Annotated in this window: 21 protein-coding genes; 9 read left to right on the top strand and 12 right to left on the bottom strand. The window is 63.6% G+C overall.

The annotated features are described in order from the left end of the window. Positions 1-130 precede the first annotated feature (130 nt). Positions 131-316 (top strand): hypothetical protein, encoded by a 186-nt coding sequence (locus PVE73_RS07875; protein WP_277366405.1) that lies wholly within the window; start codon positions 131-133, stop codon positions 314-316. Positions 317-684: 368 nt separating this feature from the next. Here PVE73_RS07875 and PVE73_RS07870 read toward each other — a convergent pair whose 3' ends face one another. Next, a complete protein-coding gene (locus PVE73_RS07870; RefSeq protein ID WP_277366404.1) occupies positions 685-1,269 on the bottom strand; it encodes an NAD(P)H-dependent oxidoreductase in 585 nt (194 codons plus the stop codon). A 183-nt stretch (positions 1,270-1,452) separates the two neighbouring features. Between PVE73_RS07870 and PVE73_RS07865 the strand changes: the two genes are divergently transcribed. Beyond that, positions 1,453-4,134: a bifunctional acetate--CoA ligase family protein/GNAT family N-acetyltransferase gene (locus PVE73_RS07865; RefSeq protein ID WP_277366403.1), complete on the top strand. Its 2,682-nt coding sequence runs from the start codon at positions 1,453-1,455 to the stop codon at positions 4,132-4,134. Here PVE73_RS07865 and PVE73_RS07860 read toward each other — a convergent pair. Together PVE73_RS07860 and PVE73_RS07855 are read right to left on the bottom strand one after the other, a co-directional pair. Next, complete coding sequence (locus PVE73_RS07860; protein ID WP_277366402.1) at positions 4,093-5,217, bottom strand: AI-2E family transporter; 1,125 nt, start codon at positions 5,215-5,217, stop codon at positions 4,093-4,095. The two genes, PVE73_RS07865 and PVE73_RS07860, sit on opposite strands and share 42 nt — an antisense overlap. Before the next feature lie 153 nt (positions 5,218-5,370). Further along, positions 5,371-5,760 carry a hypothetical protein gene (locus PVE73_RS07855; protein ID WP_277366401.1) on the bottom strand — a complete coding sequence of 130 codons (390 nt, stop codon included), beginning with the start codon at positions 5,758-5,760 and terminating at the stop codon, positions 5,371-5,373. Positions 5,761-5,935: 175 nt separating this feature from the next. On the opposite strand from PVE73_RS07855, the gene PVE73_RS07850 reads away from it, so the two are divergent. The 3 genes from PVE73_RS07850 to PVE73_RS07840 all read left to right on the top strand — a co-directional run bounded on the left by PVE73_RS07850 (position 5,936) and on the right by PVE73_RS07840 (position 10,290). Continuing rightward, entirely contained in the window at positions 5,936-6,772 is an 837-nt protein-coding gene (locus tag PVE73_RS07850; protein WP_277366400.1) for a universal stress protein, read from the top strand. A 16-nt stretch (positions 6,773-6,788) separates the two neighbouring features. Then, the gene (locus tag PVE73_RS07845) at positions 6,789-9,431 is read left to right on the top strand and encodes an HAD-IC family P-type ATPase (protein ID WP_277366399.1); all 2,643 of its coding nucleotides are present in this window, start codon (positions 6,789-6,791) and stop codon (positions 9,429-9,431) included. A 121-nt stretch (positions 9,432-9,552) separates the two neighbouring features. Next, positions 9,553-10,290: a CBS domain-containing protein gene (locus PVE73_RS07840; protein ID WP_277366398.1), complete on the top strand. Its 738-nt coding sequence runs from the start codon at positions 9,553-9,555 to the stop codon at positions 10,288-10,290. On the opposite strand, the gene glgP is transcribed toward PVE73_RS07840, so the two are convergent. From glgP to PVE73_RS07825, 3 genes are read right to left on the bottom strand one after another with little or no spacing between them, the layout of a single operon-like run. After that, on the bottom strand, positions 10,238-11,923 hold the full coding sequence (gene glgP, locus PVE73_RS07835; protein WP_277366397.1) for an alpha-glucan family phosphorylase: 1,686 nt from the start codon (positions 11,921-11,923) through the stop codon (positions 10,238-10,240). The genes PVE73_RS07840 and glgP overlap by 53 nt on opposite strands. A 53-nt stretch (positions 11,924-11,976) precedes the next feature. Further along, positions 11,977-13,149 carry an acetate/propionate family kinase gene (locus PVE73_RS07830; RefSeq protein ID WP_277366396.1) on the bottom strand — a complete coding sequence of 391 codons (1,173 nt, stop codon included), beginning with the start codon at positions 13,147-13,149 and terminating at the stop codon, positions 11,977-11,979. Next, positions 13,149-15,554: a phosphoketolase family protein gene (locus PVE73_RS07825; RefSeq protein ID WP_277366395.1), complete on the bottom strand. Its 2,406-nt coding sequence runs from the start codon at positions 15,552-15,554 to the stop codon at positions 13,149-13,151. Before PVE73_RS07825 ends, PVE73_RS07830 begins: the two co-directional genes overlap by 1 nt. 261 nt (positions 15,555-15,815) lie before the next feature. Here PVE73_RS07825 and PVE73_RS07820 point away from each other — a divergent pair, with 261 nt between their 5' ends. Continuing rightward, complete coding sequence (locus PVE73_RS07820) at positions 15,816-16,145, top strand: cytochrome c (protein ID WP_277367383.1); 330 nt, start codon at positions 15,816-15,818, stop codon at positions 16,143-16,145. A gap of 26 nt (positions 16,146-16,171) precedes the next feature. Then, on the top strand, positions 16,172-17,014 hold the full coding sequence (locus tag PVE73_RS07815) for a universal stress protein (RefSeq protein WP_277366394.1): 843 nt from the start codon (positions 16,172-16,174) through the stop codon (positions 17,012-17,014). Positions 17,015-17,078: 64 nt separating this feature from the next. Here the strand turns inward: PVE73_RS07815 and arcC are convergent, their stop codons facing one another. Genes arcC through PVE73_RS07795 form a run of 4 tightly spaced genes read right to left on the bottom strand, consistent with a single transcriptional unit; the run spans position 17,079 to position 21,684 of the window. After that, positions 17,079-17,984, bottom strand: coding sequence for a carbamate kinase (arcC, locus tag PVE73_RS07810; RefSeq protein ID WP_277366393.1), 906 nt, complete (start codon positions 17,982-17,984; stop codon positions 17,079-17,081). Position 17,985: 1 nt separating this feature from the next. Next, entirely contained in the window at positions 17,986-18,987 is a 1,002-nt protein-coding gene (gene argF / locus PVE73_RS07805) for an ornithine carbamoyltransferase (protein WP_277366392.1), read from the bottom strand. Positions 18,988-19,010: 23 nt separating this feature from the next. Further along, on the bottom strand, positions 19,011-20,237 hold the full coding sequence (gene arcA, locus PVE73_RS07800; RefSeq protein ID WP_277366391.1) for an arginine deiminase: 1,227 nt from the start codon (positions 20,235-20,237) through the stop codon (positions 19,011-19,013). A 10-nt stretch (positions 20,238-20,247) separates the two neighbouring features. Further along, complete coding sequence (locus PVE73_RS07795) at positions 20,248-21,684, bottom strand: YfcC family protein (RefSeq protein ID WP_277366390.1); 1,437 nt, start codon at positions 21,682-21,684, stop codon at positions 20,248-20,250. Positions 21,685-21,939: 255 nt separating this feature from the next. Between PVE73_RS07795 and nirK the strand changes: the two genes are divergently transcribed. Further along, positions 21,940-23,043, top strand: coding sequence for a copper-containing nitrite reductase (gene nirK, locus PVE73_RS07790; protein ID WP_277366389.1), 1,104 nt, complete (start codon positions 21,940-21,942; stop codon positions 23,041-23,043). 53 nt (positions 23,044-23,096) lie between these two features. Here nirK and PVE73_RS07785 read toward each other — a convergent pair whose 3' ends face one another. Next, a complete protein-coding gene (locus PVE73_RS07785; RefSeq protein ID WP_277366388.1) occupies positions 23,097-24,278 on the bottom strand; it encodes an NnrS family protein in 1,182 nt (393 codons plus the stop codon). 97 nt (positions 24,279-24,375) lie between these two features. Then, positions 24,376-24,816, bottom strand: a complete 441-nt coding sequence (locus PVE73_RS07780) for a pseudoazurin (RefSeq protein ID WP_277366387.1) — start codon at positions 24,814-24,816, stop codon at positions 24,376-24,378. Between the two features lie 118 nt (positions 24,817-24,934). Here PVE73_RS07780 and PVE73_RS07775 point away from each other — a divergent pair, with 118 nt between their 5' ends. Then, positions 24,935-25,636: a Crp/Fnr family transcriptional regulator gene (locus tag PVE73_RS07775; protein ID WP_277366386.1), complete on the top strand. Its 702-nt coding sequence runs from the start codon at positions 24,935-24,937 to the stop codon at positions 25,634-25,636. Positions 25,637-25,638: the final 2 nt, after the last annotated feature.

Below are 25,638 nucleotides of genomic sequence, written 5' to 3'. Positions count from 1 at the left end.
CGTCCCGCTCCCTTGTGAGCTGGAGCGAGGCGCGCTCCGCCTCGGCAAATGTGCGAATGCCCATGGCCTGCAGCCTCGGCAGGAGTCCCGTGAACACTTTCGCAGCGGCCACCGCACCGCCGAGCGCCTGATGGCGACCTATAATCTCGAAGCCGAGCCACGCGGCGAGCGCCTCGAGCGAGTGGTCGCGCAGATCGCGATTGACGATACGGCTCAGCGTTCGCACACAACGTCCGCGGCCGCTTCCACTGGATTCAGCACGCACGGCTTCTCTCTTTATGATCGCGAGATCGAAGCCAATGGCATAGCCGATTAGCGGTCGCCCGCCACGGAACGTCTCGAAGCTGCGCCAAACGGAAGCAAAGGCAGGCGCCTCGCGCACCATCCCATCGGTAATGCCGTGGATGTGTGTCGATTCAGGCAGGACCGGCACCCCGGGATCAGCAAGGCTTTCGAAGGATTGGTCCGGCCACACCGCCCCGCGCGCGATCGCCACGCCCCGACCTGGGCGATGCGCGCCGTGCGCGTGTCGAGGCCGGTGGTCTCGGTGTCGAAAGCCACCGCATCGAGCGCAATCAGCGGAATCGCTCCGATGTCAGGCTGCACGAACGCCCCTCCCATCTTCAGATGGCTTATACCGCGCACCGGTGCTTCGAGCCACGAAGAACGCACCCGCTATGGGATTCAGGCTGCCCGTTCACCCAGCCGGCGCATCTGATCGAGCCATTTGCGCCGCTTCCGATCGCCGGCAGGCTCGATCATGCCGAACAGGGTTTCCTTCACCGGGCCGAGCCCCACGAATTTGAGGATGTTGCGCCGCATGCCGCGCAGCCCGTGACCGAAGAACCACCAGCGATAGAAGAAGGCCGGCATGCCCATGGTGACGACGATCCGCGCCGAGCGGCCCTTGAGGAGGGTTTCGGGAAAGCCGCGCTTGCCATAAGCGAAGGCGACACCCGGTCGCATTATCTGTTCGAGGAAGCCCTTGAGCAAGGCCGGCATCGTTCCAAGCCACAGCGGAAACACGAAGACCAGGTGCTCGGCCCTAAGGATCGCTTCCTTGGCGAGTTCGAGCTCCCGCGGCACCGAGCCGTGCAGGAAGTCGTCCTGCGTGCGCAGGAGCGGGAAATCGAGCCTTGCAAGGTCGATCCTGGTCACCTCGTGACCCGCCGCCTCCGCGCCCTGCGCGTAGGCATCGGCCAAGGCGCGGCAGTAGCGGCCGGGCTCCGGATCGGGATGCCCCTGAATGATAACGATTCGGCTGGTCATGGGCGCTTCCTGGGTTTGGAATCTACCGGAAACAATACCTCCGAGCCGGGAACCGCCTTGACCGGCATCAAAGGCCGGCGGCCGGGAACAAATCGGACTGAGTTCTTCTTCCCTTGATCATGCGCAAGGCTCTCGTGATGTGGTGCCGATAGAGTTGGACAGATAACAAGAGGCGGACCTCCCATGACCATCCGCAATCTCGAACATGCGGTCGATCCGAAGTCGGTGGCTGTCTTCGGTGCCTCCGTCCGGCAGGGCTCCGTTGGCCGGATTGTTCTTGAAAACATTGTCGCGGGTGGCTTCGAGGGCGGCGTCTGGCCGGTCAATCCGAAATACCGGGAGATCGACGGCCGGCGCTGCTATGCAACTGCTGATGAACTGCCGGCAGCACCCGATCTGGCAGTGATCGCCACCCCACCCAAGACGGTCCCGGGCATCATTGGCGCGCTGGGGAAGAAGGGAACGCGCACGGCAGTGGTGATCAGCGCCGGCCTGACACGCGAGAACGGCCTCCGCCAGGCCATGCTCGACGCGGCGAAGCCATACCTCTTCCGCGTCATCGGTCCCAATACGGTGGGCCTGATCGTCCCGCCCGCGAAGCTCAATGCAAGCTTTGCCCATATGAACCCCCAAGCCGGAGGTATCGCCCTCCTGTCGCAATCCGGAGCGATCGCGACAACGCTCATCGACTGGGCGGCGGATGAAGGGATCGGTTTCTCGCATGTCGTCTCGCTGGGTGATATGGCCGATGTGGATGCCGGCGACTATCTCGACCTGCTTGCAGGCGACGCCAGGACACGCGCCATCCTGCTCTATCTCGAAAGCATTCCCAACCCGCGCAAATTCATGTCGGCGGCTCGCGCGGCCGCGCGCCTCAAGCCCGTCATTGCCGTGAAGGCAGGCAGGCATTCCGCCGCGGCAAAGGCTGCAACCACCCACACCGGCGCCCTTTCCGGCTCTGACAAGGTGGTCGAAGCGGCGCTCGGTCGCGCCGGCATCCTTCGCGTGCGCGGCCTCCGCGAGCTTTTCGATGCAGCGGAGACAGTCGCCCGCTTCCCCAAGCTCGAGCGGTCGCGGGTGGGGATCATCACCAATGGCGGAGGCGCCGGCGTGCTCGCCGTCGACAGGCTGGCAGACCTGGGTGCCGAGCTTGCCACGCTCTCCCAGGAGACGGTCGACAAGCTGGACAAGGCCCTGCCCGCGAACTGGTCGCGCGCCAATCCCGTCGACATCATCGGCGACGCACCCGCCGAGCGCTACAGCGCCGCCGTGGCAGCGGTCGCGGAGGATCCAGGAACCGATGCGCTGCTGGTGATGAACTGTCCCACGGGGCTCGCCTCCCCCGCCGAGGCGGCGCAGGCCGTCGCACGGCTTGCGAAAGAAGGAATGATCAACGGTAAGCCCGTTCTTACCTGCTGGCTGGGCGAGAAGACCGCGCGGGAAGGCCGCCGCGTCCTGCAGGAAGCGGGGATCGCAAGCTTCGAGAGCCCCGCGGCGGCAGCCGCCGCGGTCTCATACCTCAGCGACTGGTCGCGGGCGCAGAAGGCCCTGATGCGCGTGCCCTCAAGCCGCGGCGAAGACGTGCGCGGCGATCGCGAGGCTGTCTTGGATGTCTTCCGGAATGCCGCCTCTGAAGGCCGGCGCATGCTCACTGAGCCAGAAGCCAAGGCAGTGATCGAGGCCTACGAAATCCCGGTCCCGGAAACGATCGTCGTTCGCACGGGCAACGAAGCGGGAAAAGCGGCGAAGCGCCTGCTCAAGCAATCTGAGAAGATCGTCGTCAAGCTGCTCTCCAAGGAGATCAGCCACAAATCGGATGTTGGCGGCGTGGTGCTCGACATCGCCACGCCCGAAGCCGCGGTCGCGGCGGTCCGTGAAATCGAACAGCGCTTGCGGAAGACCGGAGACGCCGGAAAGATCGATGGCTTCGTCGTGCAGCCGATGGTTGCCAGGAAGCGAGCGCAGGAGGCCATCCTCGGTGTCGGCCGCGACCCCATTTTCGGTCCGACTGTGCTGTTCGGCGCGGGCGGCACGGCCGTGGAGATTCTGGACGATACCGCGATCGCCCTCCCCCCGCTCGACAGTGTGCTTTCCGGCGACCTGATCGACCGCACGCGCATCGGCCGGCTGCTCGCCGGCTATCGCGACCGACCCCCTGCCGATCGCCAGGCCATCGTCCGGGCGCTGAACGCCTTGTCGCAACTGATCGTCGATTTCCCCTGCATCGTCTCGATGGATATCAACCCGCTGCTTGCCGACAGCGAAGGCATTATCGCGCTCGATGCGCGCGTTGAGATCGAGCCGAAGGATGTCGAATCGACCGGCCCCAATCCCGCGCTCGCGATCCGGCCCTACCCCGCCGCCTGGGAAAAAGACCTGGTTCTCGGCGGAGAGGAATATCATCTGCGCCCCATCAAGCCAGCGGATGTCGCGCTATATCCCGCCTTCCTCGCGAAGGTGTCACCGGAAGACATCAGGTTCCGCTTCCTCGCGCCGCGCCGGCATTTTCCCGACGAGATGCTTCTGCGGCTCACCCAGCTCGACTACGAGCGGGAAATCGCCTTCGTCGCTCTGCGGAAGGACACGGGCGAACTTGCCGGCATCGTGCGCCTGTCTTCCGATCCGGACAAGGAAACAGCCGAGTACGGCCTTCTCGTCCGCACCGACCTGCAGGGACGAGGGCTGGGTTGGGCCCTCCTCAAGCACCTCATCGACTATGCGCGGGCAGACGGCCTGGACGTCATCGAAGGCCTAATCCTCAGCGAGAACACGAAAATGCTCGCGATGGGCAGGGAATTCGGCTTCAAGCTGGCGCCCCACCATTCAGAGCCCGGCGTCACGATCGCCACGCTCAAGCTGCGGTAGCCGCGTTGCGGCGCTTGGATCAGGCACCTCCGACCCGTCTGTCGTCGACAAAGGCTCACCCTGGAAGCGACCCTTCAGGACCGCGATCAGAGCCAACGTAATGGAAATCGTCGCCGGCCCGAGAACAAGCCCGGAAGCGCCGAACAGGATGATGCCGCCCACAGCGCCAATGAAAGCGAGGACAGTGTGCAGCTTAAGCCGATTGCCGACAAATATCGGGTAGAGCAGATTATCGATCGTGGCGATTATCACGCCGCCCCATATAACCAGAACAAGAGCACGAGCCCACTCGCCTTCCACGGCAAGAAAGATGGCTGCGGGGACCCAGACCACGAACGCACCCAGCACGGGCACGATCGCGAGGAGACCCATGACCAGCCCCCAGAACGCGGGAGCCGGCAGGCCAAGCAACCAGAACATCAGACCGCCCAACGTGCCCTGAACGGCGGCGACCATGACGGTTCCGAACACCGTGGCATGCACCGCATCTGTGAAACGAGCGATGATATGTGCCGTCTCGTCGCTGTTCAGCGGCGAGAATTCTCTCAGGGCGTGCACCGCAAGCTTCCGATCGCGCAGGAAATAGAAGAGCATGTAGAAGACGAGCAGAAGCACGATTGCCTGATTGATCGATCCGCGCAACAGCGTTGCACTTTGTGCGGTGAGCCACTGGGCGATCCGACCCATCATCCCGGCAAGATCGAGACGCTCCCCGAGCCATACAGCAATCGTGGAGAGTATCGGTACGCCATTGATGATGCTCTGCCAGTCGGACGACCGCAGCGCTCTTTCGATGTTCATGGCGCCATCGGCAGCCTCCCGGACAAGCTGCTGCACGATAAAGAGCAGAAGCAACATCACAATCAAGGCAGCCACCGACGCCGAGACGAATGCGGCGACGTTTGCGCCAAGGTGCATTTCGAGTTTCGGCTGGACCGGCGCGATGAGGACGCCGAGCACGACAGCCCAGACAAGCGCCGGGAGGAATGGCAGTGCCAGCCGATAGGAGAGGTAGACGCCCAGGGCGGCGGCGGCCACGAGGACCAGCATCCTGGCCGCGCTCGAATCCATCCGCTCGATCATGGTCACAGCCTTTGGCGTTCTGTTCTTTTTCGCCTTGCTATTTTGCTGGCGCATATCGCTCTCGCCCCCGAAACCCGACGGGATTGCCAGTGCTGGCCGTCTCCGAAGAGGCCAATCGCCGTCGTGCATTGCCGCAGGTTCAGAATTCGAGCCTCAGAGTTTTTCCACCAGCTTCACCTGGTAAGTGTGCATCACGCCGTCGCTGAGGATCGAGACATATTCGCCGGTCACGAACCGTTCGTCGCTGAAGCGAAAACCGAGTTCGTCGTCATCCTCGCCCTCGCCGTAGTCGAGGTACCATTGGCCGCCCGGCTTGCGTCGCAGGCGCCCCACCAGATCCTCCTCGCCGGGACGGAAGCGGCGCACACGGCAGTTCGCCTGGTGCTTCACGCACTCCTTTGCATCAAGGTTGCCGTCGTCTTCGAGCGGAACGACAAGATCGTATCCATGAGCACGATCACCCTGCGGGTGGCCTTTTTCGCGTGCAAGCTCGAGCCTCACATGGCGGAATTTCTCGCTCAGGTGAGCGGTCGTGACAGTCATAGCGTCTCTCCAGTCGGTGATGCGTTGGCGTATTCTTCCGCGTTCCGAGGCACTCCTCCTTGATCGGGGTCAATCGCCCCGGCGACTCCGCTGCTTGATTCAGCGCAAAGGGCGCGCCGCTCATTCGCAGTAAGGAAAGCGACAAGGTGGAAATTCAGCATCCAAGGAGCGTGTGATGACCTTCAAAACCGTACTGAGCGTGGTCAGTGTCGAGCATTCCGATGGCGACTTGCGGTTGGCGATCGATCTGTCCCGACAGATCGACGCCCACCTTGCAGTCCTGGTGCTTTCGATTGCCGTCCCGCCACCAACCAGCGAATACGCCGCGGTGATGACGGAAGCTTGGCTGCAAGACCGTCAGGCTGAGATCGACCGGCTCCATGCGCGGGTGAAGGAGGTGACGGCGATTCTCGCCCAGAGCGAGCTTTCGGCCGATGTGGACGGCGAATATGTCGAGCGGGGCTGGACCGACGATATGGTCGGCCGACGGAGCCGATATGCCGATGTCACCCTGATCGGCCCGGAACTCAACAGCGACGAGGATCTGAAAACCATGGTCCTGAAAGGTTCCCTGTACGAGTCCCAGATCCCCGTTCTGCTCATCCCGGATGCCGCCGGCGCGACCTTGCTGCCGAAAAAGATCCTGCTCGCGTGGGATGGCGGCCCCGAGGCCACCCGTGCCGCACGTGAAGCCCTTCCACTGCTGACCGGTGCGGAGGACGTCCATCTCACGATGATCGATCCGCGGGCAACCGAAGACGGCCTGAACATTGAGCCCGGAACGGACCTTGCAGCCTATCTCGCCCACCACGGCGCAAAGATCACCATCGACCGGCTCCCGAGCGGCGGTCAGCCCATCGCGGAGACGCTGCGCAGGCATGCGGTGGATATGGCGGCAGACATGGTCGTGATGGGCGCCTACGGTCACTCGCGCCTGCGCCAGAGGATTTTCGGCGGTGTCACTCGCTTCATGATCGAGGAAGCGGATCTGCCCGTCTTCATGGCACGCTAGAATTACGGGCATCGAAATGTCTGTGGTTACGCCGCCTTGGCAGCCAACGGCCGGATTGAGCGACGCGCAAGCGGCCGAACGCCTGGCGCGCTTCGGGCCCAACGCCCTGCCGCAACCGCGGGCCGCATCTCTCCTTCGCGTTTTCCTGCGCCAATTCCTGAGCCCGCTCATCTATATTCTGCTTGCGGCGGCTGTCGTCTCGCTGGTTATGAGCGACTTGAAAGACGCGATCTTCATCGGCGCCGTGCTCTTGCTCAACGGCATCATCGGCGCGGTACAAGAACATTCGGCTGGCCGGGCGGCGGCAGCTCTGCGCAACCTGGAGGAGCCGCACGCCACGGTCCTGCGCGATGGGACGGTACGCCAGATGGACGCGCGCCAGCTCGTTCCCGGAGATCTCGTACTGCTCGAGGCGGGGGCGCGCGTGCCCGCCGATATGGAGCTTCTTCAGACGGAGGATCTACAGTGCGACGAGTCGCTGCTCACCGGTGAGTCCGCACCGGTGAAAAAGGTCGCCTCGAGGGGCCGCGCAACAGCCTTTGCTGGAAGCATGGTCACGCGCGGACGCGGACGCGGGCTGGTGACAGCCACCGGAACGGCAACCGAACTCGGCAAGATTGCAGAGCAGATCGGCAAGCCATCGGTCTCGCAGCCTCCACTGATGATCCGGCTTGAAAAATTCTCCCGGATTATCGCCATCGCCGTGGTGGTGGCGATTGCAGCCCTGGTCGGTGTCGGCCTGATCAGGGCAATGCCGTACTCCGACCTCTTTCTGATGGCCATCGGTCTTGCCGTATCGGCCATACCGGAAGGTCTGCCGGTGGCGATCTCCGTTGCCCTGGCGATCGGCATGCGGCGGATGGCGTCCGCGAACGTCATCGTGCGCAGGATGCCGGCGATCGAATCGCTCGGCTCCTGCACGATGATCGCCACGGACAAGACCGGCACGCTGACCATGAACCAGCTGACGGTCACCGATATCAGCCTGCCTGATGGAACCCGCGTTGCCTTCAGGCAAGGGGATGGCCGAGGGGAGTCCGATAACGCGCTCCACGCCTTTACGGAACAAGGAAGGGAGCGGATCACGCGGCTCCTGAAGGCGGCTGCCCTGCCCAACGAAGCGCGTCTTGTGCAGGACGGCGACGGTTGGAAGGGTTATGGCGATACTGTCGATATTGCGCTGCTTGCGGCAGCACATGAAGCCGGAATGGCTCTTGAAGAGGCGACGCAGACCTATCCTCTTCTCACCCGCATTCCCTATGAGCCCGATCTGAAATTCGCGGCCTCCTTCCATCAAGGCAAGACGTGCACCCGCGTGTTCGTGAAAGGCGCTCCTGAAACGCTTATCGCCATGTGCGACCGCATGAACGCGGGCGGCTCCGCTTTTGCGATCGACCGCGAAGCCCTCGTCCGGCAGAAGGAGGAGATGGCCGCGCGCGGACTGCGCGTGCTCGCCTTCGCCGAAGGCGAGATCGCATCCGAGCCGGAAAGCCAATATGGCCACCACCACCTCGTCGACCTTGTCTTCCTTGGCTTCGCCGGCATGCAGGACCCGGTGCGGCCGGAAGTGCCGGACGCGATACGCGACTGCTACGCAGCCGGCATCGAGGTGGTCATGGTCACGGGCGACGATCCGGGAACCGCAGGCGCGATCGCCCGGGATGCGGGCCTGCAGTTCTCACCCGATCAGGTGGTGACCGGCCAGGACATTCGCCGAGCGGAAGCGGAAGGGCCGGACGCTCTCGACCGCCTGACCGGCCAGGCCCGCATCTATGCGCGCGTGGACCCGGCGCAGAAGCTGTCGATCGTGCTGTCACTGGCCCGCAACGGGCATTTCGTGGCGGTGACGGGAGATGGCGTCAATGATGCGCCAGCGCTGAAGCACGCCCATGTCGGCGTCGCGATGGGGCGCAAGGGCACGGACGTCGCCAAGGAAAGCGCCGATATCATCCTGACCGACGACAATTTCGCCTCTATCGTTGCCGGCGTGCGGGAGGGGCGGGTCGCCTACGCGAATATCCGCAAGGTGGTCTTCATGCTCGTCTCGACGGGCGCGGCCGAGGTCGTCCTGTTCCTGCTTGCCTTTCCCCTGGGCCTGCCGATGCCGCTCCTGCCGGTGCAACTCCTTTGGCTGAACCTCGTGACCAACGGTATCCAGGACGTCGCCCTGGCAGCGGAGAAAGCCGAAGGCGACGAGCTTTCCTATCCGCCACGCAGTCCGAACGAGTCCATTTTCGATCGCGTCATGATCCGCCGCATCTGGCATTCGACCCTCGTCATGGGACTGGGCGGTTTCGCGGTGTTTTACTGGCTGCTCCAGCAGGGCTACGGAGAGGCCGAGGCACGCAATCTGCTCCTTCTTCTGTTCGTTCTCTTCGAGAATTTCCAAACCTTCAACAGCCGGTCAGAGCATCATTCAGTGTTCCGCCAGCGGCTCCTCTCCAACCCGCTCCTGGTGCTTGGAGTGCTCGCGGCGCAGGCACTCCATATCGGAGCCATGTACATTCCCTGGCTGAGCGGCGTGTTGCAGGTTGCACCCGTCTCCCTTTTCGAATGGACCGCCCTCCTGCTGGCCGCATCCGCGCTCCTCGCCGTCATGGAATTCGAGAAGATGTGGGACGGCAGGCACCATCTACGTCTCGCCACAAAGGCGTCTTGAGCACAGCAATAGTGCCTTGTGGGTTGCCTTGACCGGGATCAAGGCACGGGTCGCACCTCTCTGCGAATGTGCACGAGATCACCGGGCATGCCCGGGCAAGGAGCCATACGCGGAGGCGAAAATGCGAGCCAAGGACCTGATGTCCACCCGATGCGTCACGGTGTCCGCCGAGAACAGCATCAAGCATGCTGCACAGATCATGCTGGACCATGATCTGAGCGGCCTGCCGGTGCTTGCCGACGATGGCCGGCTCGTGGGAATCATCACGGAAGGGGACCTGCTCCGTCGTTGCGAATTGGGCAATGTGAAGGCTGGCGAGGAACTGCCCCCGGAGACAAGGGCACGAGGCTATCTCCATGGCCACGGCTGGAAGGTCGGCCATGTCATGTCTCCGGACGTGGTGGCTGTGACCGAGGATGCGTCCGCCGACCACATAGCCGAGCTCATGGCCAGGCATGGGATCAAGCGGGTTCCGGTGCTCCGCGGGGATCGCGTCGTAGGCATCGTCTCCCGCCGCGACCTCCTCAAATTGATCTGTTCGGCGCCCAAGGATGCCACGGCGCTTGGCGACGCGGCGATCGAGCGGAGTGTTCGCGCGCGGTTGAATCAGGATCTCGGGCTTGGTGATGACCAGATCGAAGTCAAAGTCAAAGCGGGAACGGTTCGCCTGCGGGGCTCGGTCGGGTCCGAAGCCGAGCGCCAGGCGCTGGCCGCATTGGCAGAGGGTGTGCGCGGCGTCGCCGGGATCGCACTCGATGTGGCGATTGCGCCAGGCACCGAGATCATCGATCGTGACCGGCAGGTCGTCAGCTCAGATAGACCTCGCTTCCATAGCGTCGCATCATGCGCTGGCTGTTGAAGTAGGAGCCGATCTTCGAGATGGACTGCTTCATCATCCAGATCCAGCGCGGGCGGTTTTCGTAGAAGAGCGGCAGAACGGTCCGTTCGAGCTTCTCCAGGCAGGCGGATGCATGTTCCTTGGCAGGCCGGCCTCCCTCTCCGATGGCCCACCCAGTAACGCCTTCGACCCATCCTTCACTCCACCAACCGTCGAGAACGCTCAAGTTGAGGACGCCGTTGAGCGCTGCCTTCATTCCGCTGGTGCCGGACGCTTCCAGTGGCGGCATCGGCGTGTTCAGCCACACATCCGCCCCCGACACAAAGAGCCGGGCCAGCTCCATGTCGTAATTCGGAACGAAGGCAGCCGGGAGCTCCGGCGCCAGTTCACGGATATGGCGATGGATCTCGGCGATCAGCGCCTTGCCTTCCTGATCCTGCGGGTGCGCCTTGCCGCCCATGACGATCTGGAAGGGATAGCGCCGATTGATTTCGCGAAGCCGATCGAGGTCAGTGAAGATGAGATGAGGCCGCTTATACCCGGTCATTCGGCGAGCGAACGCGATGATCGGCCGCTCCTCGTCAAGCATTTGGCCGGTCGCCTTCGCCACCGCGGCGACGAGATCCCTCTTCGCGCTTTGATGCGCGTTCCAGATCGCCTCATCGGGCAGCTGCTCGCAGCGTGTCAGCCGCTCCGGCTGATGGGCCCAGCTCGAAAGAATGCCCTGGAACAGTTCCGCGAACGATCGATGCGCCCATGTCGGGACATGAACCCCGTTGGTGACCGCGCCCACCTGGTAGCCTGGGAACATAAGGCGGGTCGTCTCGGCATGGACTTCCGCCACACCATTGACATGCCGGCTGAGGTTGAGCGCGAGAAGCGTCATGTTGAGCTCGTCCTCGCCGCCCAGATGCTTGAGCAAGTCGGGGTCTACCAGCCCGCCATGCCCCAGGATCCGCGCTACCTCGTCATAGGAGAACCTGTCATGGCCGGCTTCGACCGGCGTGTGGGTTGTGAACACGCAGGCCTCGCGGACCTTGTCCAGTCGCCCCTGCAACGGCACATCGCTTCCGGTCTGCTTGGCGAGAAGGTGGAGGGTAAGCAGCGAGGCATGGCCTTCATTGAGGTGAAATTTCCTGATCTCGAAGCCGAGTCCTTCGAGAATTCGAGCACCGCCGACCCCAAGCACGACTTCCTGCTTGAGACGGTAGGCGGCATCACCGCCATAGAGACGGTCCGTTATGCTTCGATCTTCCGGACGGTTCTGCTCGAGTCTCGTATCGAGGAGAAGGACAGGGATCCGCCCGCCGAGCGGGCAGGAGACGACGTAGAGCCATGGCCTCACCCAGACGGAACGCCCCTCGATATCGACGGCCGCCATAAAATCCAGCTGCGTGGCCCAGTCTTCCACGCGCCATGGATCCGGATGGTCGACCTGCTCCCCTGCGCTTCCTATCTCCTGCCGCAAATAGCCCTCGTGCGACACAAGCGTGACGAAAACGAGCGGCAAGTCGAGATCGGCGGATGACCGGGCGCAGTCGCCGGCAAGTATGCCGAGGCCCCCGCTATAGGTCCGCATCTCCGGCCGGAGGGCAATCTCCATGGAAAAGTAGGCAATGCTGGTGTGCCTCAGAAACTGTTGGAGAGTGTCCATGGCCTTCTGTTCCTTCATGGGACCGGTCGTCGCCGGCATGCGCCGCCGCGAGCCTAAGCCTTTTCGACCGCTGACAGGACATGGCGTGCGATCACCACTTCCTCGTCGGTCGGGATCACGTATACGTCGACCGGGCTGTCAACAGCGCTGATCCGCTCCGCATGGGTTTCGTTGGCGCCGGGATCGATCCTTGCGCCGAGCCATGTCAGACGTGAGCAGATGGCCGAGCGGATCGAGGCCGAGTGCTCGCCTATTCCTGCGGTGAACACCAGGCCGTCGAGACCGCCCATCGTACTGGCCAGTGCCGCCGCCTCCCGCGCCGCGCGGAAGGCGAAGAGCTCAAGCGCTTCGCGGGCGCGCGGATCGCGGCTTTCCGAAAGCGTCCGCACGTCGCTCGAGATACCGGAAACCCCCAAAAGGCCGGACTCCTCGTAAAGCACATGCTGAAGCTCCGCGTGAGAAAATCCCTCCTCCTGAAGGAGGTAAAGGAGCACGCCCGGATCGATCGCACCGCAGCGCGTGCCCATCACCAGGCCGTCGAGCGCGGAAAATCCCATGGTGGTGTCGACGCTGTTGCCGTCGTGCAGGGCGCATAGGCTCGCGCCGTTTCCAAGATGCGCGACAATGACCCGTCCTGCCGCGAGCTCCGGAGACACCTGCCGCAGGCGAGATGCGATATATTCGTAGGAAAGGCCGTGAAATCCGTAACTCTGGATTCCCTTAGCCTCGTAGCGCCGAGGCAGGGCATAGCGCCTGACCGTGGCCTCGATCGTTCCGTGAAAAGCCGTGTCAAAGCAGCCGACCTGCGGCAAAAGCGGTCGCAAGGCAGTAAGGGCACGGATAGGAGCGGTGCTGCGCGGCTGATGGAGCGGCGCAAGGGGCGTCAGCTTCTCCACTTCGTCGATCACCTGCGGCGTCAGCGGTACCGGCTCGCTGAACCGGCTGCCGCCGTGGACGATGCGGTGGCCGGCCGCAACAAGTCCCTGACCGGTCCAACTGTCGGCCCAACGGAGCAATTCGCCGATCGCATCTTCAAGGCCCCTGCCCGGCAACTCCTTCTCCAGAAGCGTTTTCCCATCCGGGCCCTTGGCGGTCAGGCTGCGCACGTCGCCAAGGCCGACTGCGCCACGGGCCATGGAGCGCGGTACTCCTGAAGAGCCAGCCTCGTAGAGACCGAACTTGAGGCTCGAGGAGCCGGCATTGAGGGCGAGGATGGCACTCGGCATCAGTCACCGGCTTCGGCGGCCGTCTTGTAGGGCCACCCCCAATCGCGGATTTCAGGCATGTCCTCGCCATGCTCGCGGATATAGGCGGCGTGCTCGGCGAGCTTTTCGTTGAGCCGTGCGACCAGTTCGTCCGCCTTGCCGCCCAACCGCGTCACGCGGATGGCGGCGGCAATGGCGAGATGGAACCGGTCGAGCGAATTCATCACCACCATGTCGAAGGGCGTGGTGGTCGTGCCTTCCTCGCGAAAGCCGTGCACATGCACGTTGTCGTGGTTGGCGCGCTTATAAGTCAGCCGGTGAATGAGATAGGGATAGCCGTGATAGGCGAAGATCACCGGTTTGTCCGTCGTGAACAGGGCGTCGAAGACCTGATCATCAAGGCCATGTGGATGCTCGCTCGCCGACTGCAGCGTCATCAGGTCGACCACATTGACGACGCGGATCTTCAGGTCGGGGAAGGCGGAGCGCAGGATATCCACGGCAGCAAGCGTCTCCAGCGTCGGCACGTCGCCGGCGCAGGCCATGACCACATCCGGTTCCTCGTCTCCGGCCGCCGTGCCCGCCCATTCCCAGATGCCCGCCCCTGCCTTGCAGTGGATCTCGGCCTCATCGGCGCTCAGCCATTGCGGCGACGGCTGCTTGCCGGCCGTGATCACGTTGATGCGGTTGTAGGTTTTGAGGCAGTGATCGGTCACCCACAGCAGCGTGTTCGCGTCGGGCGGGAAATAGAGGCGGATCGTATCCGCCTTCTTGTTGGCGACGAAATCGGCGAAGCCGGGATCCTGATGGCTGAAGCCGTTGTGGTCCTGCCTCCAGACATGGGAGGTGAGCAGGTAGTTGAGCGAAGCGATCGGCTCGCGCCAGGCGAGCTCACGCGAGACCTTCACCCATTTGGCGTGCTGGTTGACCATGGAATCCACGATGTGGATGAAGGCCTCATAGCAGGAGAAGAGCCCATGCCGGCCGGTTAGCAGATAGCCCTCCAGCCAGCCCTGGCAGAGATGTTCGCTCAACACCTCCATGACGCGGCCGTCGCGCGTCAGATGCACGTCGTAGGGCTCGATCCTCTCCATCCAGACACGATCGGTAACATCGAAGACGGCGTCGAGCCGGTTGGACGATGTCTCGTCCGGCCCCATCAGCCTGAAATTGTCCACGTTGAGCTTCATCACGTCGCGCAGATAGGTGCCCATCATGCGCGTCGCCTCGGCTTTCACCTCTCCCGGCTGCGGGATGTCGAGAGCATGGTCCTTCCAGTCCGGCAGGATGAGGTCGCGCTTCAAAAGCCCGCCATTCGCATGCGGATTGGCGCCCATGCGCTTCGTCCCCGATGGCGCGAGAGCGGCGAGCTCGGGCCGTAGCCGCCCGCCCTCCTCGAACAGTTCCTCCGGCCTATAGCTTAGCATCCAGTCTTCCAGCACGCGCCGGTGAGCCTCATCGCCCCGCGCGTTGGCGACCGGCACCTGGTGCGAGCGCCAGAAATCCTCGACCTTCTTGCCGTCCACCTCTTTCGGTCCGGTCCACCCCTTCGGGCTGCGCAGAACGATCATCGGCCAGCGCGGGCGCTCTCCAGACCATCCCGGATCACGCGCCTGGCGCTGAATGACGGAGATGCGGTCGAGCGCCGTGTCGAGCGTGCGGGCCATCAGCTTGTGCATCTCGGCGGGCTCGCTGCCTTCCACGAAGAAGGGTTCGTATCCGTAACCTGTGAAGAGCGAGCGCAGTTCTCCGTCTTCCATCCGGCCGAGGACTGTGGGGTTGGCAATCTTGTAGCCATTCAAATGGAGAATTGGCAGAACCGCGCCGTCTCGCGCGGGGTTGAGGAACTTGTTGGAATGCCACGCGGTGGCGATGGGACCCGTTTCCGCCTCGCCGTCGCCGACCACGCACGCAACCAGCAGGTCGGGGTTGTCGAAAGCGGCGCCGTAGGCGTGCGCCAGCGCGTAGCCGAGTTCTCCGCCCTCGTGAATCGAGCCCGGTGTTTCCGGGGCAGCATGGCTGGGCACCCCGCCAGGAAAGGAGAACTGGCGGAATAGTCTTCTCAGCCCTTGTTCATCCTGGGACACATCCGGATAGATCTCGCTGTATGTCCCTTCGAGATATGTGTTGGCCACCATCGCGGGGCCACCGTGGCCCGGGCCGCAGACATAGATCACGTTCAGGTCGCGCGCGCGGATGACCTGGTTCAGGTGCGCGTAGACGAAGTTCAGGCCCGGCGTCGTTCCCCAGTGGCCCAGAAGCCGCGGCTTGACGTGCTCGGGCCTGAGCGGCTCGCGCAGCAGCGGGTTGTCCATGAGATAGATCTGGCCCACCGAGATGTAATTGGCCGCTCTCCAATAGCGGTCGATCGCTTCAAGTTCCGACAACCCCGGCCCTGTTTCGCCATTAGGTTTGGCAATATCCATCTGAATACTCCTCAAGGCGGAAATCTGGGGCAGAAGCACGGAATGAAAAGGCCTTTTCGAAAACCTCCCACGTCCGCCCGGAGAAGACGTTGATCAGGGTCAACTTCCACGTCGTTCAGGACGCGCGAAGAGAGGCGAGCACCGCGACCGCCGCTCGAAGGCAATACGCGGCGGTCGCGAATTTGTTTCCGTTTGACACGGGTCAAGGCGCGGTCGCGCTCATCTGCCAATTTACGCGGGAACAAAGAGACATGCTCCGCGATGCAACGGAAGTATCGATTGATCACCGCCACGGCTCTGCTCCTGGCGAGTCTTGCAAGGCCTGCATTGGCCGAGGATGCCCAAATTGCACGCGGCAGGGCCCTCGTTGAGGCGAACTGTTCGCGTTGTCATGCGGTAAGCCGGGATGATGCCAGCATGCACCCAGAAGCGCCCGCATTCCGCACGCTTTGGAAGCGCTACCCGATCGATGCTCTCGAAGAAGCCTTCGCCGAAGGGATCTATGTCGGACATCCGGACATGCCGGAGTTCATCGCCGATCCGGACCAGATCGCCGCCATCATCGCCTACATCGAGTCGATTCAGGACTGACGGCGGGCAACCAAGGAACCAGAACCATGACTGAACACATAAAATGCATTCTTGTGGGCGTGGCCGCGAAGGACGATTTCTCGGCAACCCCGGCGCTCGAATTCGCCATTGCGCTCGCAAAAAAGCGCGGCGCCTGTCTCACCGTCTGCGCCCTGCCCCCCGCCTTCTATGTGCCTGTCACACGCACCGGCGGATCCGCGTCCGCCATCCTCAGGAGCGAGATCGGACGTCTCGAGGAGATCACCCATCGATCCGCACGCAGTGCATCGGAAATCGTCGGCAAGGCCGGGGTCTCGTGCATCGCCGAGCACACGCTCTCGCCGCTTGAGCCCAGAACCGGCCGACTGGTGCGCCTGGCGCGCGTGAACGACGTCACCATCCTCGATGCCGCCGAGCCCGAGGACAACGCCCAACGCGACGCAATCGAAAACGTTCTGTTCGACAGCGGCCGACCCGTGCTGGTCATACCTCGGACGGGCGGGAATGCCGAGCCCCGACGTATTGCCGTTGCCTGGGACGGCAGCGCCCGCTCGGCACGCGCGGTGGCCGACGCCCTGCCGTTCCTCAAGCAGGCGGGAGCCGTTTTCGTCGTCACCGTCACGGGAGAAAAGGATCTCTCGCGTATGGCGCCGGGTGCCGATCTTGCCACTCACCTTCTTCAGCACGGCGTTTACGAACCGCACCTGGAGACACTTTCGGCGATCGACGGTGACGCCTCGGCAAGGTTGCGCAAATTCATCGAGGACGAGTCCATCGATATGCTCGTCATGGGCGCGTTCGTCCATTCACGCTTCCGACAGGCGATCCTCGGCGGCGTCACGCGTTCGCTGCTGGACGACGTTCCCGTGCCGCTTCTCATGGCGCATTGACGCAGACCGACGGGCGCCTCCTGGGCGCCCGCCATGCCATCGGCTTTCCAGGGCAGCCGACTTGTCAGGCGATCAGCGTGCCCGCATGGCGTTCCAGAATGGCGAGCGCATCCTCGAGCGCACCAATGCCGGCGATGCCACCGGTCGCCCTGACAAAGGCACTCGCTGCTTCGACCTTCGGCCGCATCGAGCCGGCCGGGAAGTCTCCCGGATCGAGCTCGCCTGGTACGGCTTTGCGGATTGCTGTTTGGTCTGGTTGACCCCAGTTCCGATAGACAGCGTCGACATCGGTCAGCATAAGCAGTGCGTCGGCGCCCAGGTCTTGCGCCAGGAGTTTCGCCGACCGGTCCTTGTCGATCACCGCTTCCACCCCCATCAGGCCACCGTCGGGACGGCGGACGACCGGAATGCCTCCGCCGCCGGCGCAAACGACGATCACATTCTGCTCAAGCAGCAACTTAATCACCGACACATCGGGGATGTGCTTCGGCAGAGGCGAGGCCACGACACGGCGATACTTGTCCCCGTCCGGCGCAACCGCCCAGCCGCGTGATTTCGACAAGCGCTCTGCTTCCTCCCTTTCATAGACGGGGCCGACCGGTTTGGTCGGGTGCCGAAAGGCGGGATCGGCCGGATCGACCTCGACCTGCGTCAGAAGGGTCGCGACGCGGGGGCCCTGGGGAAGCGCGTTTTCAAGCTCCTGTTCGACGAGATAACCGATCATGCCTTCAGTCTCCGCACCCAGCACGTCGAGCGGATAGGCTTCGTCGGGCTTGTAGGCGGCCGATTGCAGCGCAAGGAGACCCACCTGCGGCCCGTTGCCGTGGCAGACCACGACGCGATGGCCGGCCCGCACGACCTCCGCTATGGCCGCCGCCGCGCGCTTCACATTGGCGCGTTGGTTCCCGGCCGTCGGCGGCTCTCCGCGCTTAAGCAGCGCGTTGCCGCCAAGGGCGATGACGACCAGCATCTTACCCGCCGATCGTCGCGATGAGGACTGCCTTGATCGTGTGCATGCGGTTTTCCGCCTGCTCGAAAACGACCGATGCGGGGGATTCGAACACCTCCTCCGTCACCTCCATGCAGTCGATGCCGAACTCTTGGAAGATCTTCTCGCCCATTTTGGTCTCTCGATTGTGAAACGCCGGCAGGCAGTGCATGAATTTCGCATGCGGATTGCCCGTCGCCTGCATGACCTCGGAGGTGACGCGGTATTTCGTCAGCCGTTCGATGCGCTCGGCCCAGACCGATTGCAGCTCGCCCATGGAAACCCAGACATCCGTGTAGACATAATCGCAGCCCATCACGGCCTGCTCGATGTCCTCGGTGAGCGTGATCCTGGCGCCAGTGCGCGCCGCGATCTCACGGCATTGGTCGACCAGCCGCTGATCGGGCCAATATTGTTCGGGTCCGCAAAGCCGCATATCCATGCCGATGAGCGCCGCGCCGACCATGAGCGAGTTGCCCATATTGTTCCCGGCATCGCCCAGGAAGGCGAAGGACACGGCCGACAGGTGCTTGCGCGTGTATTCGCGCATGGTCAGGAAATCGGCCAGAATCTGCGTCGGATGGAACGCGTCGGTCAGGCCGTTATAGACCGGCACGCCGGCATGGCGGGCAAGCTCTTCGGCAAGATCCTGCCCGAAGCCGCGATACTCGATCGCGTCGTAAAGACGGCCGAGCACACGCGCCGTATCCTTCATCGATTCCTTGTGGCCGATCTGGGTTCCCGTGGGCCCGAGATAGGTGACATGCGCGCCCTGATCGTAGGCGGCCACCTCGAAGCCGGTTCGGGTGCGGGTCGAATCCTTCTCGAAGATGAGGGCGATGTTCTTGCCCTTGAGGCGCTGCTGTTCATAGGCGCCATATTTGGCCTGCTTCAGCGAGGCGGAGAGCTTGAGCAGGAACCGGATCTCGTCCGGCGTGAAGTCGAGCAGCGTCAGGAAGCTGCGTCCGTGGAGATTGACGGGCATGGTCTTGGCCTTTGGGGTTGGGATCAGGCGGGATCGCGGATGAGCGGGCAGGTCATGCAATGTCCGCCACCGCGGCCGCGTCCGAGCTCGGCGCCGGGGACGGTGATGACCTCGACACCGGCCTTTCTCAAAAGCGTGTTGGTGTAGGTGTTGCGGTCGTAGCCGACGACGACGCCGGGCTCGAGCGCGACGACATTGTTGCCGTCATCCCACTGCTCGCGCTCCTGGACGTAGGCATCACCACCCGTCTCCACGACGCGCAACTTCTGAAGGCCGAGTGCGCCGGCCACCACCTCGGTCAGTGGCTGTTCCTCGACACGTGCGTCCACCGTGCCCGGCTTTTCGCCGGGGCGGAGGGAATAGGCCTCGATACCGTTCACCACTTCGGCAAAGACGGTGACGAGGTCGCGATCGCAGAAAGTGAAAACCGTGTCCAGATGCATGCTCGCCCGCTCCCTGGGGAGCTTGCAGGCGATGACACGCTCGGCGGCTCCGTGGGCGAAGAGCGAGCGCGCGATCTGCCCCACCGCATGCGCTGTGGTGCGCTCGCCCATGCCGACCAGAACCGCGCGGTTGCCGATGGGCATCACGTCGCCGCCTTCCGCCGTGGCGGCGCCGAAGCTGCGGTCGGGGTTGCCGAACCAGACGGGAAAGCCGGCGTCGCGGAAATCCGGATGGAAGCGGTAGATCGCGGCGATGTTCACCGTCTCGAGCTGCCGCGCGTTCCACCGCATGGGATTGAGCGTCACGCCCTCATAGATCCAGCAAGTCGTGTCGCGGGTGAAGATGTGATTGGGCAGCGGCGGCAGGATGAAATCCTCCGGCGTCAGAACTGAGGCAACGACACTGTTGGTCTTCACCGGCAGCTCGGCCTTGCTCAACCCGCCGACGAGGATACTCGACAGCGCATCGGCATCGATCTCCATCAGGTGAGCATGCAGATCGTCGGCAAGGCCGACGCCGACCGTATTGTCGTTGACGCGCCGGTCGACCAGCCAGCGCCGGGCCTCCGGGATGCGCATGGTCTCCGTCAGCATTTCGCGCAGGAACACCACCTCCACGCCGCGGTAGCGCATGGCATCGACGAAGGTCATGTGCTCGACGCGGGCCTGCTTCACCCACAGTACGTCGTCGAACAGGAGTTCGTGGCAGTTGGATGGCGTCAGGCGCGCCAGCGCCGTCCCGGGCCTATGCACCATGACGCGGCGCAGCTTGCCCACTTCCGAGTGCACTCCGTAGACAAGGGACATGTCGGTCTCCTCAGGCGAGAACGGTTGCGACGCTGAGGCAGATCATGATGATCGCCGACAGGATGAGGAGCAGAGGCCACATGAAGGCGAGCCAGCGCTCATAGGGCACCCGGCCGATGGCGAGCGCGCCCATCACCACGGCGAAGGTCGGGTTGACGAGGTTCACGAGGCCGTTGGCCGATTGATAGGCGGTGACCACCAGATCGCGTCCCGTGCCGACGAAATCGGCGACCGGCGCCATGATCGGCATACTGAGCACGGCGAGACCGGAGGACGAGGGCACGAAGAAGGACAGAAGCACCTCGATCCAGTAAATAACGTTGACGAACACCACCGCCGACAGGCCGGAGACCGAGACCTCGGCCCAATGCAGGATGGTGTCGGTGATCTTGCCCGCATCCATGATGACGACGATGCCGCGAGCGAGCCCGATGATGAGGGCAACACCCAGGAGATCGCGCGCGCCGTTCAGGAACGCATCGACGAATTTCTGCTCGCCGGTCCGTGCGATAATGCCGATGAGAAGAGCGGAGGCGAGGAACAGGCCGGTCATCTCGCCCATCCACCAGCCGCCATAGAGCACGCCCCAGATCATCACCACGAAGGTCAGACCAAAGAGCGTCAGTACGATCTTGTGCAGGCCGGTGAAGTCGAGTGCGGCGTCGTTCTCGTGGCCGGCGAGGAAGTGCTTCTCGTTGTCGGCTTTGCGATCGTACACAAGCGACTTGGTGGGATCGAGCCGCACGCGTTCGGCGTAGCGCATCACGTAGACGACGCAGGCGAGCCATGAGAGGCCGAGGATGACGAAGCGCAGCACGATACCCTGTGTGAAGGGGATACCGGCGGCATCCGACGCGATCACCGTGGCGAAAGCATTCACCGTCGAGCCAAGCACACCGACGCCCGCGCCGAGCAGGATCACCGCCACCGCGGTGACCGCATCGTAGCGCGCTGCGATCATGACCGGGATCAGGAGCATGTAGAAGGCCAGCGTCTCTTCGGCCATGCCGTAGGTCGTGCCGCCGAAGGCGAAGAGGCCCATGAGGACCGGGATCATCCACTTCTCCCGGCCGCGCAGCGCCGTCATCGCACCGCCCACGCCGGCATTGACGGCGCCGGTCGAGGCGACCACGCCGATGAAGCCGCCGATGACCAGCACGAACAGAGCCACGTCGATGGCATTGGCCGTGCCGCTCGCCGGATCGTAGAGTCCGGCGATCGGCGCCATGATCACGTCGAAAACGCCCTGCGGGTTGGGGTCCGTCGTCTGATAGGTGCCGGCGACCGGCACCTCCCTATCGAGCGCGGTGTTGAAGGTGCGCTCATACTGCCCGGCCGGAATGACCCAAGTGAGCGCGGCAACGAGGATGATAAGTCCGAACAGAATGGTGAAGGCCGATGGAAAGGGGAGCCTCCGCGGCTCGGTTGCGTCGCTGGCGATGGCCATGACAGCGTCTCCTGGAAAGAATTGACAGGACCGCCCTTTCGGCAGTCATCAATCCCCCTAGCTCGAACGCGCCGCGCAAACTTTGATCCAGCGCAACGTCTCCGAAGAAGTCTGGCGCAGAAGTCAAGACACTACTTTCGCATGCCCAGCAGGTCGGAAATGGCAGTCAAGGTATTTGCGCCAGAGCAAAGAACTTCGGCCGGTCTGCCTGTAGCGTTTTCTTCATCGACAACCAGACACTACAAGGAGACCGAAATGTTCACGCGTCGCGAAGCACTGCTGGGCGTTGCCACAGCCGCCATGCTGAGTGCCCTGCCCTTCACGGCGTCGCCCGTTCTAGCAGGCGAAGCCGACGCCCTGCCGCGCCAGACGGTCGCGCTGGTTCCGCCGCCCTTCGTGCATGATCACGAGCAGGTGGCGACCGGCGGGCCGAAGGTCGTCAAGTTCACCATGACCATCCAGGAGAAGGAGATCGTCATCGACGAGGACGGCACGACCTTCCAGGCCATGACCTTCGACGGCTCGGTTCCCGGGCCGATGATGGTGGTGCATGAGGGTGACTATGTGGAGCTGACGCTGGTCAACCCTGAGACCAACGGCCTCGCCCACAATATCGATTTCCATGCCGCGACCGGCGCCATGGGCGGCGGCGAGCTGACCCTGATCAATCCTGGCGAACAGACCACCTTGCGCTTCAAGGCCACCCGTGCGGGCGTCTTCGTCTATCACTGCGCGCCGGGCGGGCCGATGACTCCCTGGCATGTGGTCTCGGGCATGAGCGGCACCATCATGGTGCTGCCGCGCGAGGGGTTGAAGAACGACAAGGGTGAGCCCATCCGCTACGACCGCATCTACTATATTGGCGAGAACGATTTTTACGTTCCGCGCGATGCGGACGGCAACTTCAAGAGCTACGAGTCGGCGGGTGACGCCTATGCCGACACGGTGGAGGTGATGCGCGGGCTGGTTCCGACCCATGTCGTCTTCAACGGGGCCAAGGGGGCGCTGACGGGCGACAGCGCCCTGACCGCCAAGGTCGGCGAGACGGTCATGATCGTCCACGCGCAGGCGAACCGGGACACTCGGCCTCACCTGATCGGCGGCCATGGCGACCATGTCTGGGAAGAGGGCAAGTTCGCCAACCCGCCCGCCAGAGACCTCGAAACCTGGTTCATCCGCGGCGGCTCGGCGGGTGCCGCGACCTACACCTTCCTGCAGCCCGGCCTCTATGCCTATGTCAATCATAACCTCATCGAGGCGATCGAACTGGGAGCGGCCGCGCACATCATGGTGGAGGGCGAGTGGAATGACGATCTGATGAAGCAGGTCGACGCGCCGCGACCGATCGCATCCTACTGAGCGGGCGAGCTTACAAGACCAAGGCCCGGCGCATCGCGTCGGGCCTTTCCGATTCAGGCAGGCTGAAGCCGCCGTGTGAGGAGTGCCGGGCCGTAGAGGACGGCAAAGCCGAGGAAGGCGAGCGCCCACGCCCCGCCCGCCGCGTGGATCCAGACCATCCGCACATCGAACGCCGCCACGATGCGTAGAAGCGCAGCGGCAAAGACGGCAGCAAAGATGACGATCGTCGCGCGGTCCGCCTGGAGCGTCCGGCCGGTATGCCCCAAGGTGGCGCGCACCATTACCGAAAGGGTCATGCCGCCGATCGCGCCACCGCCCAGCGCATGCATGCCGGCGGCGACTGGAACGGCGCCCGGCGCGAAAATCGCCAGGGACAGGAGTGCGAGGCCGAGGGGAACGAAAGTGTAGGCAAGGTGAAGCACCGCGACCAGCGGATCGCGCCAGGTGCGCTCGCCTGCCCAGCGCGCCAGTCGCCCGGCCTGCAGGATGGCCGCGAGTGCCATAAGCGTTGCGGAAACCGCGTGTTCCGGCGCGACGGTCCACGCGGCCAACGCCAGGACGGATGCCACGATGGAAAGGCCGTCATACCGCCCGAAGGAAACCGGCAACCGCCCCGGATTTTCCCGAACCAGCCAGTTGCGCGTGAAGGACGGAATAATGCGGCCGCCGATCAGCATGATCAGCGTGATCGCCGCAGCGAGCCCCAGACGCCGGCTGACGTCGGAAACGCCATGGAATTGTGCCTCGATGTGGAAGAGACCGTTGGCGAGGAGAAGGACCGCGACCGGCACGAGGACCTTGAGATTGCGCCAGTTCCTGCCGGCGACGATCTCGCGGGCGATCGCCAGGCCAAGGGCGGCGAGAAAGGCGCAATCGATGACGGCGGTAAGCTGCCAACCGAGCGACGCCGACAGAAGAACGGCAAAGCGCCCCGCGCCCCACAACAGAACGAGTACAAGAAGCGGTAGGCCCTGCACAGGCAATCTGCCCGTCCAGTTGGGCACCGCCGTCAGGAGGAAGCCGGCAACGATCGCCGCGAGATAGCCGAACAGCATCTCATGGATATGCCAGTCCGCTGGCAGAAACAGCATGCGCATGTCGAGCGCACCCATGTAAAGCGGCACCCATATGAGAATCGAAAGGCCCGCATAGAGCGAGCCCAGGAGAAAAAACGGCCGGAAGCCGTAGGAAAGCAAGGCGGGGCCCTCGAAGGCCCGGAGCCTGGGAATGGCCATGAATGCACTCCAATGGAAAGACGGCCGGGCGGCACTGGCTCGTGCTTGTCCCGGCCGTATCGTCACATCGCCAAGAAGATCGTAGCGGCGCCATGCCTCACTTCGAGGCTACGGCCTGTCCGAACAACTCGGCAAACACCTTGCCGGCCTTGCCGGGATGCTTCACCGTTTCCGCCTGGGCGGCATTGACGGGTTCACCGACCGTGATCAGCGCCACCATGCCCATGCCGTAGTGGGGCGCGCATTTGACGCCGTAAATGCCTTCCTCGGCGAGCGTCACCGTGACTTCCTCGTTGATCTTGCCCTTGAAACCTTCCGCTCCTTCAGGGACCATCCCCTTGATCGTCTCCGCGTTGTGGCCCTTGTCGACGGCCACGAAGCGGATCGTATCGCCAGGCGCCGCACGGACGATGTCCGGCACGAAAACCATCGCACCCTTCTCGCCCTTGTTCAGCATCTCGATCACATGCTCCTCGGCGCCTGCAGCGCCGGTGACGGCGAGCAGGACGCAGGCTGCGGCGAGCATTGTCTTTTTCATTTCGGTTCCTTTCCTATCGGCCTCGGGTGTTGCATCCTGTTTATCGCCGAGAGCAGGCGGAGAATTTGCGCTCGCGCAAAGTGAGCCGAAAATGTTCACCGAACCGCCGGGAGATAATGTGCCTAAACTCGATGCATCGCTGATTGCCGGCCTGCCACCTTTTGAAAGCCTCGAGAAGGAGGAGCTCGAGCAAGTGCTCGCTCCCGCCCGGTCCTTGCGGTTCGAAAGAGAGAAGCCCATTTTCGAACAGGAGGCGGAGGCGCATCTCTTCTTCGTCTTGCTCGACGGGCATGTGCGCGTGGTGCGCATCACGCCGGAGGGCCAACAGGTCATTGTCCGCTACATCAGCGAAGGTGAGGTCTTCGGCATCGCCGCCGCCCTTGGCCGCACGACCTATCCCGCGACGGCGATTGCCGCGGTGGATTGCGTGGTGCTGGCCTGGCCGAGCGCGCTGTGGCCGGAACTGTCGACCCGATTTCCCACGCTCGGCGCCAACACCTACAGGACCGTCGGCAGCCGTCTCCAGGAGGCGCATGCGCGCGTAATCGAGATGTCGACGGAGCAGGTTGAGCAGCGCGTGGCGCACGCTCTCTTGCGGCTGGTGAGGCAGACGGGCCGAAAGACGCCAGAGGGGATCGAGATCGATTTCCCGATCACGCGCCAGGATATCGCGGAGATGACCGGCGCGACCTTGCACACGGTCAGCCGGCTCATGAGCGCGTGGGAGGGCGAGGGGATCGTCAAGAGCGGCCGCAAGCGAGTGACCATTTCCGACCCGCACCGCCTGATGTTTAAGGCGGAAAGCCGCGAGAAGCGATAGTC

The sequence above is a fragment of the Chelativorans sp. AA-79 genome, from assembly GCF_029457495.1.
Taxonomy (GTDB): domain Bacteria; phylum Pseudomonadota; class Alphaproteobacteria; order Rhizobiales; family Rhizobiaceae; genus Chelativorans.
The sequence above is the reverse complement of the archived record's forward strand: the minus strand, read 5'-3'. Positions and strand labels throughout refer to the sequence as shown.

Excerpts from the sequence above, each read along its gene's own strand:
- PVE73_RS07825 (WP_277366395.1), bottom strand. The coding sequence starts at position 15,554 with ATGGATATTGCCAAACCTAATGGCGAAACAGGGCCGGGGTTGTCGGAA.
- PVE73_RS07875 (WP_277366405.1), top strand. The coding sequence starts at position 131 with ATGGCGACCTATAATCTCGAAGCCGAGCCACGCGGCGAGCGCCTCGAG.
- PVE73_RS07845 (WP_277366399.1), top strand. The coding sequence starts at position 6,789 with ATGTCTGTGGTTACGCCGCCTTGGCAGCCAACGGCCGGATTGAGCGAC.
- PVE73_RS07820 (WP_277367383.1), top strand. The coding sequence starts at position 15,816 with ATGCAACGGAAGTATCGATTGATCACCGCCACGGCTCTGCTCCTGGCG.
- PVE73_RS07780 (WP_277366387.1), bottom strand. The coding sequence starts at position 24,816 with ATGAAAAAGACAATGCTCGCCGCAGCCTGCGTCCTGCTCGCCGTCACC.
- PVE73_RS07870 (WP_277366404.1), bottom strand. The coding sequence starts at position 1,269 with ATGACCAGCCGAATCGTTATCATTCAGGGGCATCCCGATCCGGAGCCC.
- nirK (WP_277366389.1), top strand. The coding sequence starts at position 21,940 with ATGTTCACGCGTCGCGAAGCACTGCTGGGCGTTGCCACAGCCGCCATG.
- PVE73_RS07815 (WP_277366394.1), top strand. The coding sequence starts at position 16,172 with ATGACTGAACACATAAAATGCATTCTTGTGGGCGTGGCCGCGAAGGAC.
- PVE73_RS07785 (WP_277366388.1), bottom strand. The coding sequence starts at position 24,278 with ATGGCCATTCCCAGGCTCCGGGCCTTCGAGGGCCCCGCCTTGCTTTCC.
- PVE73_RS07795 (WP_277366390.1), bottom strand. The coding sequence starts at position 21,684 with ATGGCCATCGCCAGCGACGCAACCGAGCCGCGGAGGCTCCCCTTTCCA.
- PVE73_RS07865 (WP_277366403.1), top strand. The coding sequence starts at position 1,453 with ATGACCATCCGCAATCTCGAACATGCGGTCGATCCGAAGTCGGTGGCT.
- PVE73_RS07830 (WP_277366396.1), bottom strand. The coding sequence starts at position 13,149 with ATGCCGAGTGCCATCCTCGCCCTCAATGCCGGCTCCTCGAGCCTCAAG.
- PVE73_RS07860 (WP_277366402.1), bottom strand. The coding sequence starts at position 5,217 with ATGATCGAGCGGATGGATTCGAGCGCGGCCAGGATGCTGGTCCTCGTG.
- PVE73_RS07840 (WP_277366398.1), top strand. The coding sequence starts at position 9,553 with ATGCGAGCCAAGGACCTGATGTCCACCCGATGCGTCACGGTGTCCGCC.
- arcC (WP_277366393.1), bottom strand. The coding sequence starts at position 17,984 with ATGCTGGTCGTCATCGCCCTTGGCGGCAACGCGCTGCTTAAGCGCGGA.
- glgP (WP_277366397.1), bottom strand. The coding sequence starts at position 11,923 with ATGGACACTCTCCAACAGTTTCTGAGGCACACCAGCATTGCCTACTTT.
- PVE73_RS07850 (WP_277366400.1), top strand. The coding sequence starts at position 5,936 with ATGACCTTCAAAACCGTACTGAGCGTGGTCAGTGTCGAGCATTCCGAT.
- arcA (WP_277366391.1), bottom strand. The coding sequence starts at position 20,237 with ATGTCCCTTGTCTACGGAGTGCACTCGGAAGTGGGCAAGCTGCGCCGC.
- argF (WP_277366392.1), bottom strand. The coding sequence starts at position 18,987 with ATGCCCGTCAATCTCCACGGACGCAGCTTCCTGACGCTGCTCGACTTC.
- PVE73_RS07855 (WP_277366401.1), bottom strand. The coding sequence starts at position 5,760 with ATGACTGTCACGACCGCTCACCTGAGCGAGAAATTCCGCCATGTGAGG.